Source organism: Rhizobium sp. 9140 (assembly GCF_900067135.1).
Taxonomy (GTDB): Bacteria; Pseudomonadota; Alphaproteobacteria; order Rhizobiales; family Rhizobiaceae; genus Ferranicluibacter.
Genome location: NZ_FJUR01000001.1, coordinates 2,862,282 through 2,878,661 on the forward strand (window position 1 = coordinate 2,862,282; position 16,380 = coordinate 2,878,661).

Annotated in this window: 13 protein-coding genes and 1 other RNA gene; 6 read left to right on the plus strand and 8 right to left on the minus strand. The window is 63.7% G+C overall.

Annotation, left to right across the window (positions count from 1 at the left end):
• Nucleotides 1–3 precede the first annotated feature (3 nt).
• The 5 genes from rnpB to GA0004734_RS13450 all read right to left on the minus strand — a co-directional run bounded on the left by rnpB (nucleotide 4) and on the right by GA0004734_RS13450 (nucleotide 4,014).
• An RNA gene (gene rnpB / locus GA0004734_RS13430) (RNase P RNA component class A) lies at nucleotides 4–406 on the minus strand.
• Between the two features lie 65 nt (nucleotides 407–471).
• Nucleotides 472–1,653, minus strand: coding sequence for an NAD(P)/FAD-dependent oxidoreductase (locus GA0004734_RS13435; RefSeq protein ID WP_092934430.1), 1,182 nt, complete (start codon nucleotides 1,651–1,653; stop codon nucleotides 472–474).
• Between the two features lie 42 nt (nucleotides 1,654–1,695).
• Nucleotides 1,696–2,340, minus strand: a complete 645-nt coding sequence (locus tag GA0004734_RS13440; protein ID WP_245292417.1) for a lytic transglycosylase domain-containing protein — start codon at nucleotides 2,338–2,340, stop codon at nucleotides 1,696–1,698.
• 205 nt (nucleotides 2,341–2,545) lie between these two features.
• Nucleotides 2,546–3,310 (minus strand): N-acetylmuramoyl-L-alanine amidase, encoded by a 765-nt coding sequence (locus GA0004734_RS13445; protein WP_092934432.1) that lies wholly within the window; start codon nucleotides 3,308–3,310, stop codon nucleotides 2,546–2,548.
• Nucleotides 3,307–4,014 (minus strand): J domain-containing protein, encoded by a 708-nt coding sequence (locus tag GA0004734_RS13450; protein ID WP_092936297.1) that lies wholly within the window; start codon nucleotides 4,012–4,014, stop codon nucleotides 3,307–3,309. The genes GA0004734_RS13445 and GA0004734_RS13450 overlap by 4 nt, the downstream gene beginning before the upstream one ends.
• A gap of 311 nt (nucleotides 4,015–4,325) precedes the next feature.
• Between GA0004734_RS13450 and GA0004734_RS13455 the strand changes: the two genes are divergently transcribed.
• Complete coding sequence (locus GA0004734_RS13455; RefSeq protein ID WP_092934434.1) at nucleotides 4,326–5,540, plus strand: pyrophosphate--fructose-6-phosphate 1-phosphotransferase; 1,215 nt, start codon at nucleotides 4,326–4,328, stop codon at nucleotides 5,538–5,540.
• A 279-nt stretch (nucleotides 5,541–5,819) separates the two neighbouring features.
• Nucleotides 5,820–6,848, plus strand: coding sequence for a lytic transglycosylase domain-containing protein (locus tag GA0004734_RS13460; protein WP_092934436.1), 1,029 nt, complete (start codon nucleotides 5,820–5,822; stop codon nucleotides 6,846–6,848).
• Nucleotides 6,849–7,080: 232 nt separating this feature from the next.
• Here GA0004734_RS13460 and GA0004734_RS13465 read toward each other — a convergent pair whose 3' ends face one another.
• Nucleotides 7,081–8,445, minus strand: coding sequence for a serine hydrolase domain-containing protein (locus GA0004734_RS13465; RefSeq protein ID WP_175386357.1), 1,365 nt, complete (start codon nucleotides 8,443–8,445; stop codon nucleotides 7,081–7,083).
• 224 nt (nucleotides 8,446–8,669) lie between these two features.
• A complete protein-coding gene (locus tag GA0004734_RS13470; protein ID WP_092934440.1) occupies nucleotides 8,670–10,052 on the minus strand; it encodes a putative bifunctional diguanylate cyclase/phosphodiesterase in 1,383 nt (460 codons plus the stop codon).
• A 234-nt stretch (nucleotides 10,053–10,286) separates the two neighbouring features.
• Between GA0004734_RS13470 and GA0004734_RS13475 the strand changes: the two genes are divergently transcribed.
• From GA0004734_RS13475 to GA0004734_RS13490, 4 genes are all read left to right on the plus strand, one after another.
• Nucleotides 10,287–11,567 (plus strand): DUF3419 family protein, encoded by a 1,281-nt coding sequence (locus GA0004734_RS13475; protein ID WP_092934442.1) that lies wholly within the window; start codon nucleotides 10,287–10,289, stop codon nucleotides 11,565–11,567.
• A gap of 5 nt (nucleotides 11,568–11,572) precedes the next feature.
• Nucleotides 11,573–12,223 (plus strand): class I SAM-dependent methyltransferase, encoded by a 651-nt coding sequence (locus GA0004734_RS13480; protein ID WP_092934444.1) that lies wholly within the window; start codon nucleotides 11,573–11,575, stop codon nucleotides 12,221–12,223.
• A gap of 243 nt (nucleotides 12,224–12,466) precedes the next feature.
• Complete coding sequence (locus tag GA0004734_RS13485; RefSeq protein ID WP_092934446.1) at nucleotides 12,467–13,267, plus strand: glycoside hydrolase family 25 protein; 801 nt, start codon at nucleotides 12,467–12,469, stop codon at nucleotides 13,265–13,267.
• Nucleotides 13,268–13,411: 144 nt separating this feature from the next.
• A complete protein-coding gene (locus GA0004734_RS13490; RefSeq protein ID WP_245292418.1) occupies nucleotides 13,412–14,671 on the plus strand; it encodes a lytic murein transglycosylase in 1,260 nt (419 codons plus the stop codon).
• Between the two features lie 68 nt (nucleotides 14,672–14,739).
• On the opposite strand, the gene GA0004734_RS13495 is transcribed toward GA0004734_RS13490, so the two are convergent.
• Nucleotides 14,740–16,041, minus strand: coding sequence for a cation:proton antiporter (locus GA0004734_RS13495; RefSeq protein WP_280949493.1), 1,302 nt, complete (start codon nucleotides 16,039–16,041; stop codon nucleotides 14,740–14,742).
• Nucleotides 16,042–16,380: the final 339 nt, after the last annotated feature.

Sequence of the window (16,380 nt, forward strand, 5' to 3'; positions counted from 1 at the left end):
AAAAGCGCCAGTCGGCCTGTAAGCCGGGTTCTGTATGGCTCCGGCCGGTTGAGGACCGGAACGTGGCAGCCATTCATCTGGGACGACGCTCGCGCGCCGCCTCGTGCAACCCACCCGGATGACTGGCCCGGAACAGGCCGGAAGCCTTGCGGCTCCCACGTCATCCCTATTCGGTCTTGCTCCCGGTGGGGTTTACCGTGCCGCCCCTGTTACCAGACGCGCGGTGGGCTCTTACCCCACCCTTTCACCCTTACCCGCGTCAGACGCGGGCGGTTTGCTTTCTGTGGCACTTTCCCTGAGGTCGCCCTCGCCGGACGTTATCCGGCACCGTTTTTCCGTGGAGCCCGGACTTTCCTCCCCCCGCAACCTTTCGGTCATAGCGGAGAGCGGCTGCCCGGCCGACTGGCAGCGCCCTGATAGCGGAGACTTCCAGCCTTGGCCAGCGTTTATCCACGCCGGAGATGGAAGGTCTCACGCGAAGACCGGCGCGAAGGACTGGCTGTATCCTTCGCCGTCCACCGTGCCATCGAGGATCAGCGAAGCCCCCAGCCGGCCGATCTCGTCGCAGCTTTTCGCCGCCATGCCATTGCCGCCGGTCAGAATTGCAACCCGATCGGATGAGACATAGCCGATATAGGGATAGCCGGTTTCCGTCAGCGAGACGACGCATGGCGAAAAATGTGTCGAGGCCGGCGTGACGTCCGGCAGGACATCGGCAAGATGCCGCGCGAGATGCGCTGCTGCCTCTTCCCGTCCGCCGCCGCGGAACCACGACCGGATCTGCGCCTCGTCATGAAGCTGAAGATCGTCGGGATCGCCACCGATCTTGATGTAGGTCTTGCCGTCCGGATAGAGGATCGGTGGCAGGAGATAGAAGCTCTCCGCTTCCGTCGGCCCGTTGCGAATGAGCGACGGCATGGCCGACAGGCGCTCCCGATCCGCCTCGGCAACCTCGGCAAAAAGAACCGTGCGCGCCATGACCTGCATGGTGGGCTTCCGGCGCAGAAGCGCATCCGACAGCGCGAAACCACCGGTCGCCACCAGCACCTTCTGCGCCTGATAGGTGGCGCCGTCGGCCGTCGTTACAGTGACGGCGTCCGCCCCCTCGGCAAGGCCCGTCACCTCACGGCTGATGACGGAGGCGCCGGCCATCGCCGCGCAGACGGTTTCCGCCGCGACCAGCGCCCGTGGATTGACATGCCCGGCGTCGCTGGCCTCGAAAATTCCGCTTTCATGATCACGGAAGGAGAAATAGGGGAAGCGCGATTGCAGGCCGGGTGCATCCATAGGCGCGGCCGGCACGCCCAGCCCTTTGGCGGCGGCATCGACATTGCGGAGATAGGCACCCCCGTCTGCCGCCGCAATCAGGCAACCGACCTCGGTGTAGAAGGAAACGCCGGACCGGCTTTCGATCCCGTGGTAGCGCTCGATGGAGCGGCGGGCCATGCGCGCCCAGTCGCCGTCGCTATCGATGGTGCGGGTGATCCGCCCATTGTCGTAGTGGCTGGAGAACACGCCTTGGTGGCTTACCCAATCACGCGGCTCGTCCGGGCCGATCAGGGCGACGTTTGCCCCGCTGACGGCCAGATGGCGCGCGGCGGCCGCGCCCATCATGCCCTTGCCGATCACGATCGTATCGAAGGTTCCGCTCATCGCCATCTCCGGTCTTTACCCGTCTCCACCAAGACCTGTCGTTTACGAGTCCAGCAGCGTCTGGACCTTGCCGCAATAGCGCCTGGAGACCGGGTTCATACGGGTGGCGCCATGGCCCGCGTTGTAGCGCAGGATGGTGCCGCACGTGAAGCCACCGGAGAGGCGATGCGCCTTGGCGAGATATTTCATGCCGAACTTGATGTTCGTTTCCGGATCGAACAGCCCTGCCCGACTGCCGCCATATCCCATCATGCGCGCCGTTGCAGGCTTGATCTGCATCAGCCCGATCTCACCGGCACTGCCGCGCGCCTTCGGATTGAAGTTACTCTCGACCCGGATGACGGCCTGCGCCAGATCAACCGGCACGCCGAAGGCCTGCGCATAGGTCCTGATGAGGCTCGAATAGGCCGGAGCATCGATCTCGAAATCGGTAAGCGGAAAGCCGAGTGTTTGCCCGATATCCGGCAGCGCACGCGTCATCTCGGATGCCTTGAGGTCTTCGAGAGAGGCTGTTTCCGTCGGCGGCGACTGGAAGGAGAGTTCCGTGGAAGCCGTCTGATAAGCGGCTTCCGGTGCCGGCACGACCGGCGCGAATGCACCGTCTAATGCCCCGGCGAATGACGGCTGAACCCCTGAAAAAAGCACGCAAAAGCAGGCGGCTGCCTGGACGACAGTCGTTCGTCTCATGAATTTTGTAAACTCCGCTGGGATCGGGAAGCCAGCGGACGCCCCGCCCCGGCCTCATTCCGATCCATGATCATGGTCATTAGCGGGGAACGGTACGCAACCCTCAGGACCCCGCCCTCGGTACGGTGTCAAAATCCGTGTGGAACATGGTCATGATGTGGCGATGCAGCAAATTGCTGCGAAACGGTAAATGTGACGCGTCTCGTCAGCGCGTGAACTGCGGCAGCGAACCGAGCAGCCGATGCAGCGTGTCAAGCGTCGAAATATCGGCGATGCCATCGACTTGGCTCGGTCGGAAATGCCGCTGGAAAGCCTCCACGACACCCTGGGTCTTCTCGCAGAATTCCCCAGTCACCTCAAGGCCATAGCCGTAGAGCGAAAGCATGCTCTGCACCGCCTCGACCGGCTGGCCTCGGTCGCCCCGCTGGAAGTAGCGCCCGCCGCCGACAGGGGCCGGCTCGACCCAGTGGCCAACGCCATTTTCATACAAGTTCTTCCAGGGGAAATTTTCCCCCGGATCAACCTTGCGAACGGGGGCGATATCGCTGTGCGCCAGCACCCTCTCGGGGGCGATGGACCAGCGCTCGACACAAAACTGACACAGTTCGACGACCGCCGCGATCTGGACCTCCGGGTAATCCGGCAATCCACCGGGATGGCCGGCATTGGCGATCTCGATGCCGATCGAGCGGGAATTGATATCCGTCTCGGTCTTCCACACGCTCTTGCCCGCGTGCCACGCACGGCGATCCTCCGCCACGAGCTGGTCCACCCGGCCATCCTCATGCACGAAGTAATGGCTGGAGACCTGGCTCTCCTCGCGACACAGCCAGTCGAGCGCGCCGGCCGCCGTCGGCATGCCGGTATAGTGGAGGATGATCATATCCGGGCCGGAGACGCCCAGGCGTTCGTTATGATTGGGCGAGGCGACAAACCGCGCCTTCGGGAAATCGCAAACGGGAAGGCTCATGCCGCGCGACGTTCTCTCTCGATCGCCTCATAGGCAGCGTTGAAGGCGGCCATCCGGTCGTTGGCTGTCGCATGCTGCTCGGCCGGAACGCCGCGGGCGACCAGAAGGTCGGGATGGTACTCGGAGACGAGCACGCGATAACGCCGGCGAATGGTCGAGAAATCGTCCTTCCGGGAAACGCCAAGCAAGTCATAGGGATCGACACCCTCAAGATAGGCGTGCCGCGAGAGGATCGCCTCGAATTTCATATCGTCCATGTCGAAGATCTCGGCAACGCGGCGCAGGAAGGCGAGCTCCTTCTCGTGCAAGGCGCCATCGGACTTGGCGATATGGAACAGCCCGTCGACGATGTCTTCCAGCACAGGGCAGTTGGCTTCCCCGGAAACGCAGAGCCCAGAAAGCTTCTCTGCATAGGCCTCATATCCCGCCACATCCTGGCGAGCGAGATTGTAGAGCCGGGCCACGTTCTGAGCCTGATCCTCGGGGAACTTGAAGATCTGGCGAAATGCCGACACTTCGGCTTCCGTCACCACGCCATCAGCCTTCGCCATCTTGGCAGAGAGCGCAATCATGGCAACGGAAAAGGCCACCTTGCGACGTGTCTCCGGGTCGCCCTCGAACAGCGTCCGGATCGCTTCGACGAGGCCCGACAGCGCATTGCCGGTCGATGTCACGATTCCGATGAGGCGATCCCAGATCGACATGAGGATTTTCTTTCCCGTTTTGTCCGGCGGTGATGTCAGGACGAAAGCATCGCACGTGCGATTTGTTGCATCGAAACCGCCGACATCTCCGGTCACGGTCCTGCAAGGCGCTCAAGTCTGATCAGATGTCGTCCGCGATTGCAAGACGAGCGAGACCTCGAATGACACTTTTGTGATGGCCCTCACTATTTTTATGCTGCAATTTGCGCTCCACGCTCGGCAGCCGTGCAGCTCATGTCATTTTACTTATGGGGGATCTGGGCTAGGACAGGTGCGGAACCCGATGAATGGCAATATCCCGAGGAGGAATCATGGCCAAGCAGAAAGTCGCAATGCTCACGGCGGGCGGTCTCGCTCCGTGCCTTTCGTCTGCCGTAGGCGGATTGATCGAGCGTTATACGGATATCGCCCCCGATATCGAACTCATGGCCTACCGCTCCGGCTATCACGGCCTGCTTCTGGCCGACCGGATCGAAATCACGCCGCAGATGCGCGAAAAGGCAGGCCTTCTGCATCGCTACGGTGGCTCGCCCATCGGCAACAGCCGCGTCAAGCTGACCAATGCCGCCGACTGCGTCAAGCGCGGTCTGGTCAAGGAAGGCGAGAACCCGCTGCGTGTCGCAGCCGAGCGCCTTGCCTCCGACGGCGTGACGATCCTCCACACGATCGGCGGCGACGACACCAACACGACGGCCGCCGACCTTGCCGCCTATCTCGGTGCCAACGGCTACGACCTCACCGTCGTTGGCCTGCCCAAGACCGTCGATAACGACGTCGTGCCGATCCGCCAGTCGCTCGGTGCCTGGACCGCTGCCGAATATGGCGCTAAGTTCTTCGACAATGTCAGCAACGAGCAGAGCGCGGCACCCAAGACGCTGATCGTTCACGAGGTCATGGGCCGCCACTGCGGCTGGCTGACCGCCGCCACGGCGCGTTCCTACATGCAGACGGTCGAGAAGACCGAGTTCGTCGACGGCTTCATGATGAACAAGGCGCTGAAGACCATCGACGGCCTCTATCTCCCGGAGACAGCCTTCGATCTGCAAGCGGAAGCCGAGCGCCTTCGCGCCGTCATGGCAAAGACCGGCTATGTCACCCTCTTCGTCAGCGAAGGCGCCTGCATGGATGCGATCGTTGCCGAGCGCGAAGCAGCTGGCGAAACCGTCAAGCGTGACGCCTTCGGCCACGTCAAGCTCGACACCATCAATGTCGGCAACTGGTTCTCCAAGCAGTTCGCAGACCTTCTCGGCGCCCAGCGCGCCATGGTGCAGAAGTCGGGCTATTACGCACGCTCGGCCCCGGCCAATATCGACGACCTTCGCCTCATCCAGGGCATGGTCGATCTCGCGGTCCAGAGCGCCCTCGACAAGGTCTCGGGCGTCACTGGCCATGACGAGGATCAGGGCGGCAAGCTGCGCACGATCGAGTTCCCCCGCATCCGCGGCGGCAAGCATTTCAACACGGCCACGCCATGGTTCGGCGAGGTGATGGATGCGATCGGACAGAGCTGGAAGCCGGCGCACTGACGACACGAAATCCGGGAGCATGGCGGCTGGTTTTGTGATGCGCCGCCCCGCTCCCGGGCGCTGATGGACGGCAGGACACGGCGCCGGGGCTCGAAAAAACAGGAGCTCCGGCGCCCGCATTTCCGGGCTTTCGCGCCTGTGGAAACGTCCACGGACAGGACCGACATCCCGCCCTCGCTTGCGACCGGCCTTCATATAGGTTAATGACGGGCTCGACATGGCGGCTTTTGGCTGCAGCACTGGTAAGGCTACGGGGCCACAAAGCACGAAAGCGACAGCATGGCAGTTTCACGTCTTTCCGTTCATAAACAATCTCTTACGGCATGCGCCCTGATCTCGGCGACCTTGATGGCCGGCTGCTCGAGCGTCGAGCGCACCCCGATGGAGCAATTGATGGCAGCGCAGTCGGTCACGCCGCTTGCCAAGCCCGGAACGGAAATGACGGCTTACGCTCTGCCCACCCCGGACGGCGCAGCCACCACAGCCGCAGCCGCCCTCGCCGCCCAGACGGCCAACGCTTCGGCAACGCCCCCTGCGACTGCACCCGGCATTGCCACGGCGACGACCAACGCAGCCACGGCTTCGGCCGAGGCCGCAAAGACCTCGCCGGCCACACCGTCCGCCATGACCGCACTGGCCAATACCGAGGTCGCATCGTTGGCTCCGGCCAAAGCGACGACAGCGACCAACCCGCTTCTCGCCCGTACCGCGACCGACGCCCTGCCGGAAACCGCGAATGCGATGATCACCGTGCGCAAAGTCCCGGTACAGCCGACCATTGCCAGCGCCAGCGCCATGGATTCGGACTTCGACACAGGCGAACCGGTCGGCTTGGAAACGCTCGTCGCCAAGCGCATGATCGTTCCAGCCGCGAAGCCTCAGTTGATTTCCGTCGCCTACTCCAAGATGGAATCGGCAGCCAGCGCTCTCCTCGGTCGCGAAAAGCCGACGAGCTCTCGTCCCGAACTCGACAAGCTCATCACCCATTATGCCAAGCTGAACGGCGTCCCGGAGGACCTGGTCCATCGCGTCGTCCGCCGCGAAAGCACCTACAATCCGCGCGCCTATCACAACGGCAATTACGGCCTCATGCAGATCCGCTACAACACGGCCAAGGGCCTTGGCTATGACGGCCCGCCGGAAGGTCTGTTCGATGCGGAAACCAACCTGAAATATGCGACGCAATATCTGCGCGGCGCCTGGGTCGTCGCTGAAAACCAGAACGACAATGCCGTCAAGCTCTATGCCAGCGGCTATTACTACCACGCCAAGCGCAAGGGTCTGCTCGACACCCTCGGCATGCGCTGATTGAACCCACCTTACATCTCCACCGTGATCGAAGCTGGCTCGATAGCCCGCTCTGTGGATTTGTGATGATTTCGAGCGAAGCGGTCGCTGAAGTCGCCTCGGGTGATCGAAAGATGCGAGCCACGTTCTTGTCATTGACACGGGCCTGACAGCGTCATCAACCCGGCGTCCCCAGCCGCCTCATTCTGTCAGCCCTCTCTCCCATAATCTTACCGCTAACGTTGAAACCCCGTTAGGGCTGGGGCTTCGCCAGCGCGGCGATGATGTCGCGATGGAGCACGCTGTCGTCATAGCCCATCAGGCGCGGCGTCAGGCCCAGTCTGACCACGGCAAGCTTCATCGAGGGCACGAGCAGGATCGACTGCCCGTCATGCCCCCGCATCCAGTAGGCATCGCTCGGAAAGCCTTGAGCCTCCGGCCCCGTCTTCATCCACACCTGCCCGGAGCCGAACCGGCCGTTGGAGGCTGAGGTCGCCGTGCGCATCAGGCGGACATAATCCGGCGGCAGGATCGGCTCGTTATTCCAGACGCCATCCTGGAGCAGAAAGAGCGCGAACCGCCCCCAGTCCCGCGCGGTTGCATACATGTAGGACGAGCCGACGAAGGTGCCGTGCGCGTCGGGCTCGAGGATGGCGCTGCTCATGCCGAGCGGCCGGAACAGGGACGCACGTGGAAACGTCAGCGCCTCGCGGGGGCTGGCGAACGAATTCATCCACAGGCGCGACAGGATGACCGAAGTGCCGCTGGAATAGGAAAACTGGGTACCCGGTGCCGTGTCGAGCGTCTTCGACGCGGCATAGGCCGCCATGTCGTTTTCGAGAAAGAGCATGCGGGTGGCGTCCGTCACGCTGCCGTAGCTCTCGTTGAAGCCGAGGCCGCTCTGCATGCCGAGCAGGTCCGACAGCGTGATCCGGCTGCGTTCGTCGTTGCGCCACTGCGGCAGGAGGTCGGCCTTGTCGAGCGCCATCTGCCCGTCCCGGACGCGCAAGCCGATGAGTGCCGCCGTCACCGTCTTCGTCATGGACCAGCCGAGAAGCGGCGTGGAGGCATAGAAGCCGCGACCGTAGCGTTCGGCGATGATCCGCCCGTCGCGGATGACAACAAGGCCGCGCAGCCCAGGCCCTGCCCGCTGGTCGTCCTCGATCAGCGCCTGAACGCCGGCATCCGCCACAAGCGCGCCGCCATCCGGCCAGGGTTGCGTCGTGTCAGGCTCCACACTGCGACGGCGCAGCGACCGGTTGCCGGGGAAGGCCGCGAAGGCCCCGTCGGTCACGTTGGAGCAGCCGAGGCCGTCGCGGAAGATCGCGTGCCCTGGTGCGGCAAAGCCGAACATTCGCGCCGTCACGGTCTTACGCTGCTCGTCCACGGACACGCGAATGAAGCGTAGCAACGGATGACCCGGCGCCTGCACGTCGTCGGCGAGAACCTCCGACGCATTACGACCGGCAACGAACAGGCTGGAGCAGACCATCTTTGCCGCATAGCTGTCGCCGAGCTTCAGAAGGTCGGGGGGAGCCACCGTCAACCAGGTGCCGACACCGGCAACGAGCGTGAACAGCCCGCCGGCCATCGACATGAGAAACGTGCGTCTGCGCATGATCCGGTTCCGCATAACTGCACGCCCGCAGCCGGCCGAAGCGGCAGGACGGCAGGCCATGCAGCAAATGAAGCTGCCACGACGTCACGCTCTGCAGGACAGAGCGGTAACGTGCACGAGCGGAAGCCGGGCGGCGGCAGGACGCCGCGCCCAAGCTGACGCCATTTCCACTATGGCCGCTTCCACAGGGGGAACGCAACCCGCAGGACCGATTGTCGCTTGGCTCAGGCTTTCGCGTGGTGCACGCGGTTACGGTCCAGAATGGCCGAGACGTCGCCCGCCGCCACGGGCCGCGAGATGAGGAAGCCCTGTATGGCATTGGCGCCACGCGAGCGCGCATATTCGAGCTGCGGTTCCGTTTCCACGCCCTCGACCGTCGTTGACACATCGAATGTGGAGCCGAGCTTCAGGATGATATCGACAAGCTCCGCATCCCGCTTGCTGCCCAGCATGGCCGCGGTGAAGGTCCGGTCGATCTTCAGGTGATCGAGCGGGAAGCGGCGTAGATTGTTGATCGAGGAAAAACCGATGCCGAAGTCGTCAAGCGCGATCTTCACGCCCTCCGCACGGAGTTCCGTCAGGCTGTCGGCGATGATGGAAGGATCCACCGAGAAGATCGATTCGGTTACTTCGATCGTCAGCCGCTCGGGCGCGAGACCCGACTGGCGCAAGCAATCGCGGACATAGGGCAGGAAGGTCGGATCGCGGAACTGATCGCCCGCCACATTCACGGCGACGCCGATCGGCGACGGCCAGCACATGGCCTCCTCGCAGGCCGTGCGAATGACCCAATTGCCGATCGGCAGGATGAGGCCCGTCGCCTCGGCAATGGAGATGAACTGGTCGGGCGCGATCACGCCCTTCTGCGGATGCCGCCACCGGATCAACGCTTCGAAAGCTTTGATCATGCGCGTTTCCGAGCAGACGATCGGCTGGTATTCGAGGAAGAACTCGTTCCGGTCGAGCGCCCGCGAGAGATCGTATTCCAGCTCGGAGCGGACCGATGCCTCGGCCGACATGCCTGTTTCGTAGAAGACATGGCTGTTGCCGGCGATCTGTTTCGCCTTCATCACAGCGAGATCCGCGCGCCGCAACAGCGCCGACATGGACACGTCCTCTGGCGCCGGTACGGCGATGCCGATACTCCCCACGATCCAGACCTCGCCGGCCGCAAGCTCAAAGGGCGTGCCCAGAACGGTTTTGATCGTTGCACAGATATCCTCGATCTTGCCACGGGACGGTGATCCGGCAACGTGGACCGCGAATTCGTCCGCGCCCAGCCGATAGATCGTTCCAACGCCGGTCAGCACATTGGAGAGACGCTTGGCGATTCGGATCAACACCTCATCCCCGGCAGAATGGTCCATCGCGTCGTTGATGAATTTGAACCGGTCGAGATCGATCAGCAGCAGTGCGCCCCGTCCATGACCCTGCGGATGGCTCAACACCGCCGTCAGGTCATATTCGAGCGCGAAACGGTTGGAAATGCCGGTGAGATGATCGATGTGCAGGATCGGCGCGATCGCCGTCGCCGTTTCGCGGTCTGCGTGCGCGTCCTTCACGCTCTTGCGCTCGGATCGTCTTTTCTGCAGCCACGTCAACATCATGTTCTTTCCAAAAGGAATCAACTGCTTCGCGGGCGCCACGCCCTCCGCGGCCGTTCGAAAGACCGACAAACGTCGCCAAGCTATACCTTTGGTTGATCTGCAGCGGCCTGCCAAGCGGACTTTGAAGGTTTGGTAAACGAACCGGGCGTTGCAACAGAGGTCCACAGCCCGCGTCACGAAAGTGTTGCGCAAGCATCCTAGAAGCGTCGCATCTTCAACGAACGGCTGTTAACCATGACCGATCTGGCGCCCATCGATCTCGTATCCTCCCCGCGCGTTGCGGATGCGCCCAGCGGGCGCAAGAACCAGAAGCTTCGCAAGGCGCTGATTCAGCACCAGCCGCTGACGGCGTCCGGGCTGTCGGAGCGTCTCTTCGGCCTTCTCTTCTCCGGCCTCGTCTATCCCCAGATCTGGGAAGACCCCGCCGTGGACATGGAGGCGATGCAGATCCGCCGGGAGCACCACATCGTCACCATCGGCTCCGGCGGCTGCAACATGCTTGCTTATCTCTCCGCTGCGCCGGAGCGCATCGATGTCGTGGATCTGAACAGGCATCATGTGGCGCTGAACCGGCTGAAGCTGGCCGCCTTCCGCCATCTTCCCGCGCATAGCGACCTCGTCCGCTTCCTCGCCCGTGAACATCTGGCGTCCAACATCGCCGCCTACGACCGGTTCATCGCGCCGCATCTCGATGCGTCCACGCGCAGCTACTGGGAAGGCCGCAAGCCGAACGGTCGCCGGCGGATCTCCGTCTTCGGTGCCAATCTCTATCGCACCGGCCTGCTCGGGCGTTTCATCTGGCTCAGCCACATGCTGGCCCGTGCCCATGGCGTCGACCCGTCCGAGCTTGTGGCCACCCGCTCCCTGCGCGAACAACGCCAGTTCTTCGACGAGCGCCTTGCGCCTCTGTTCGAGCGTCCAGTGATCCGCTGGCTGACCGGGCGCAAGAGTTCCCTCTTCGGCCTCGGCATCCCGCCGCAGCAGTTCGACGAGCTGGCAAGCCTCAGCACCGAGAAGACGCTGGCGCCGGTACTTCGCCACCGGCTGGAAAAGCTCGTCTGCCACTTCCCGCTGCGCCACAACTACTTCGCCTGGCAGGCCTTCGGCCGCCGCTACCCCTTACCACACGAAGGCATGCTGCCGCTCCATCTCCAGCCGGAAGCCTACGAGGCGATTCGCGACAATGCCGAGCGGGTGCACGTCCATCACGAAAGCTTTACCGACCTCCTCGCGCGCAAGCAGCCGGGCACGGTGGATCGCTACGTCCTTCTCGATGCGCAGGACTGGATGACGGACCAGCAGCTCAACGACCTCTGGACCGAGATCACCCGCACCGCCGCTCCGGGCGCCGTCGTCATCTTCCGCACCGCGGCCGAACGCAGCATCCTCGAAGGCCGCGTGTCGGAAAGCCTGCTCGCGCACTGGCACTACGACCGCACGAGATCGGGCGCACTGAACGTCAAGGACCGCTCGGCCATCTATGGCGGCTTCCACATCTACCGCAGGCAGGCGTGAGCCGCATGCGCGAGGTCATCGTTTCCGACAGCGCGCATGCCGGTCGCATGGACCGGATGTACCGCACCCAGCGTCACATCTACGATGCCACGCGCAAATACTACCTCTTCGGGCGGGATACGCTCATCGAAGAATTGGGCGCGGCAAGCGGTGCCCGCGTGCTGGAAGTGGGGTGTGGCACCGGGCGAAATCTGGCGCTGATGGCCAGACGCTACCCGCGTGCAAGGCTTTATGGCCTCGATATTTCGGCGGAAATGCTCATATCCGCCGAGAAGGCGCTCGCCGGCAGCAACGCGACCCTGAAGACGGCCGATGCCACGGATTTCGACGCACGTGCCTTCGGTGTCGAGGGTTTCGATCAGATCGTCATCTCCTACGCCCTGTCGATGATTCCCGACTGGGAGAAGGCCGTGGAGACCGCGCTCGACGCGTTGGCACCGGGCGGCGCCCTGCACATCGCGGATTTCGGCCAGCAGGAAGGCCTGCCGCCAATCGCCCGCCGCATCCTCACGGCCTGGCTCACCCGCTTCCACGTAACGCCACGGGCGCATCTGATGTCGGTCGTCGCGGCGAAGGCTCGTGCACGCGGCATGGTCACGGAGACCCGATCCATCGGCCGGGGCTATGCCTGGCTCATCACCTGCCGGCGCACGTGACATTTCTCCCAACCGACGAGATCCGCGCGAAACGCACCTGACGGCCGGAAACCTCGCCGGATCGGTCCGCCGGAATGGGCCGTCTGACACAAGCCACGAACGCTATGCTACGATCAGGGCTTGAAACTAACCCAATTTTTACGTTGATATGATGAACATGGGGTTCAAGGTCTCCGGGGGGTCGGCACGAATGGGCAGTCACGGGTGAGGCATAACGTTCCATCATCAACGAACGGGAACTCCATGCGCCGGCTGCTCCTCGCTCTTCTGCCGATCGTCACGCTCCTGTCCGCGTGCACGTCCACCGACTACGACCTCGTGCAGACGGCATCCATACCGCCGCGTTTCCACGACAAGGACCCGCAGGATTTCGGCGATCGCACGCCCCAGCACCACAGCATTCACGGCATAGACGTGTCCAAGTGGCAGGGCGATATCGACTGGGCAGCCGTCAAGCAGTCCGGCGTGTCCTTCGCCTTCATCAAGGCGACCGAGGGCAAGGATGTGGTCGATACGCGTTTCTCGGAATACTGGCCGAAGGCCCGCGCGGCCGGCATCGCCTACGCGCCCTATCATTTCTATTACTTTTGCTCGACGGCCGACGAGCAGGCCGACTGGTTCATCCGCAACGTTCCCAGAAGCGCCGTTCACCTGCCGCCGGTGCTGGACGTGGAGTGGAACGGCGAGTCCAAGACCTGCCGCTACCGCCCCTCGCCGCTGACCGTCCAGAGCGAGATGAAGCGTTTCATGGACAGGCTCGAGTCGTACTACGGCAAGCGCCCGATCATCTATACCTCCGTCGATTTCCACCGCGACAATCTCGTCGGGCAGTTCAACGAGCATCATTTCTGGGTCCGCTCCGTCGCCAAGCATCCGGTCGAGATCTACAAGGACCGCCGCTGGGCATTCTGGCAGTATACCAGCACCGGCCAGATCCCCGGCATTTCCGGAAACACCGACATCAACGTCTTTGCAGGCTCCGAAAAGAACTGGCGCAAGTGGGTGAAGGCGGTCTCCGAGCCGAAACAGGTGGCCGGAAACTGACGGCCCTGCGCCTGCTGCTTTTCGTTGGCCGCCGCTCTTCATTCCGCCCTATTGCCGTGTGAAATCGGCCTGACGCCGCCGGTCCTCCGACCGGCGGCCCTCTGTTTGCCGTCATCTTGCCCGAACCGTCTTTAAGGACCCCTCATGCCTAGCACACGCCCGCTCCCGTCCCGCCTCGTCACCGCCAGTTTGCTCGCGCTCATGACATCGGCTGCCGTTTCGGGAACGGCATCGGCACAGACCGCGACACCGCCGGTCGCGGCTCCGGCCGCTGCGGCACCGGCGGCACCCTGCGGCGGCGATCTCGCAGCCTTCCTCGCCGGCGTGAAGACGGAAGCCGTGGCCAAGGGCATTCCGGCCGACGTGGTCGATCGCGCGCTGGCTGGTGCCGTCATCGACGAGAAGGTGCTTGGCCGCGACCGGGCGCAGGGCGTCTTCAAACAGACCTTCGCCGAATTCTCAAACCGCACCGTCAGCAAGGCGCGGCTTGATATCGGTGCGAAGAAGATGAAGGAATATGCCAGCGTCTTTGCCCGGGCCGAGCAGGAATATGGCGTTCCCGCCCCGGTCATCACCGCCTTCTGGGCGATGGAAACCGACTTCGGCGCCGTGCAAGGCAATTTCAACACCCGCAACGCTCTGGTCACGCTCGCCCATGACTGCCGCCGCCCGGAAATGTTTCGCCCGCAGCTGATCGCCGCCATCGAAATGGTCCAGCATGGCGACCTCGATCCGGCGACGACGACGGGTGCCTGGGCCGGCGAGATCGGCCAGGTCCAGATGCTGCCGGAAGACATCATCGCGCAGGGCGTCGATGGCGATGGCGATGGCCACGTCAATCTGAAGGAAAGCTCGGCCGACGCCATCCTGACGGCGGCAAAGTTCATCAAGAGCCTCGGCTACACCGCCGGACAGCCCTGGATTCAGGAAGTCACTCTGCCGGAAAACCTGCCTTGGGAGAAGACGGGCCTCCAGCCGGGCATGACCACGGGACAGTGGTTCGCACTCGGCGTCAAGCCGCGCGACGGCAACACGCAATTCGGCGACCTCCCCGCCTCGGTTGTCATTCCGCAGGGTCGCAAGGGCGTGGCGTTCATGACGTACCCGAATTTCAACATCTATCTCGAGTGGAACCAGTCGTTCATCTACACGACTTCGGCTGCCTACTTCGCCACCCGCCTCGCCGGCGCGCCGCCCTATGAGGCACGCAACCCGGAACCGGGCCTGAACGACGAGCAGATGAAGGTGCTGCAGACCAAGCTGGACGCCATCGGCCATGATGTCGGCAAGATCGACGGCATTCTCGGCTCCGGCACCCGTGCTGCCCTGCAGCGCGAGCAGCTGCGCCTCGGCATCCCCGCCGATGGCTGGGCGACGCAGGCCGTCCTCGACGCCCTGCCATAAGCCCTTGCAATCCCGAGGTTCCGAAACGCCGCGCGTCGGAAACGACCGCGGCGTTTTGCTTTGTGCGATCACGCCCCGTCGGCGCGATCACGCCGATGCTGCCGGGCAAGCCGCAGCGCGCGATAGCGGATGCGAAGCGCCCGCCCGATCCCCACCAGCGCCGCCCCGCCCCGCGACACCTCGGCCAGCTCCCGTGCATAGGCGATTGCGAAGGCGTGGCGATAGCTCTCGCGGTGCTCGGCGGCCAGCCCGTCCAGCCGATGCATGATCGATACCCAGAGCGGCGACACCAGCAGTGACAGGGCCGTCACAGTGATGGCAATGCGATAGGCATCGAGATCGAGCGCCCCGGCCGACAGCCCTGCGGCGGCCAGTACGAACGAGAATTCGCCGATCTGCGCCATGGAAAGCCCGGCCACCAGCGCCACCTGCGGCGGCGAACCGGTGCGGCGCAACAGCGCGATGTTCAGTACCGTCTTGGCCGCGATGACCACGATGGCCAGCGAGAGCACCAGAAAAAGATGCTCGGTCATAAAGGTCAGGTCGATCAGAAGTCCGATCGACAGGAAGAACGCGACGAGAAGCACGCTCTGGATCGGCTCGATAACCGGAATAACCCGTGACCGCAGCGTCGAATTGCCGATGACGAGGCCGGCGAGAAACGCACCATAGGCCGGCGACATGCCCGCAACGCCCGAGAGCGCCGCCGCGGAAAAGCAGACGGCAAGCGCGCCCAGCGCCAGAATCTCCACCTTATCTTCGATGGCCTCGCTGAACGGCAGCCGCAGCTTACCCCGGCGCCCGAGCCACCAGAGCAAGCCGCCAAGCAGCCCGATCGCAAGCAGCATCTTGACCGCGATCTGCAGCAGCCCGATCTCACCGCTCTCCGCACCCCCGAGGCTGGTGACGAGAATCAGCATCGGCACGACGGCGATATCCTGCGCGATCAATACGCCAACCGCGATACGGCCGGTCTCGCCGCGCAGTTCCCCGCGGTCATCGAGCATCTTCATCGCGACGACGGTGGAGGACAGCGCAACCACGAAACCGAGAATAAGCCCTTCGGCAAACGGCGTGCCGGATAACGCCGAGACCAGCAGGGCCACGCCGACGGAAATCCCGATCTGGCCGCCAGCAACGAGCGAAGCCTGCCGGAGGCTCAGGATGAATGCTCTGATCGACAATTCCATGCCGATGAAGAACAGGAGCACGATCACCCCCATCTCCGCCAGCAGCGTCACATTGGCGCTATCGGCGATGAACCCGAGGCCCGTCGGCCCCAGTGCGACGCCGGCCAGGATAAACCCGACGAGCGGCGGTTGGCGCAGGCGCAGGAAACCCAGCCCCATAAAGGCGGCCACCGCGATCACCAGCGCGATCGAGACAAGATCCTGTCCATGACCGGCCGCCTCAGCGGCCGTGTGTGCGGCGGATGATGGCTGCAGCGTCGTCTCCCTCGGTCCATGCGCTTCGACTCAGCGCCCCACCGGTATACGGCAACGGATGCGAACATGCCGCCATGATCGGCATGAAGCCGCCAAGGTCAACCCGTCGGGGCATCGGCGGCCCGATGCTCCTGCCCTTCCTGCCGAGCACCGGCGAGCAACGCAAGAAACGGGTGGAGGACGAACGCGCAAGACGCTACAGCCCGGAGGATCATGTCTCGCCGTGCGAATGCTGTTGCGGACATTCAGGCCAGGAGGGACAAG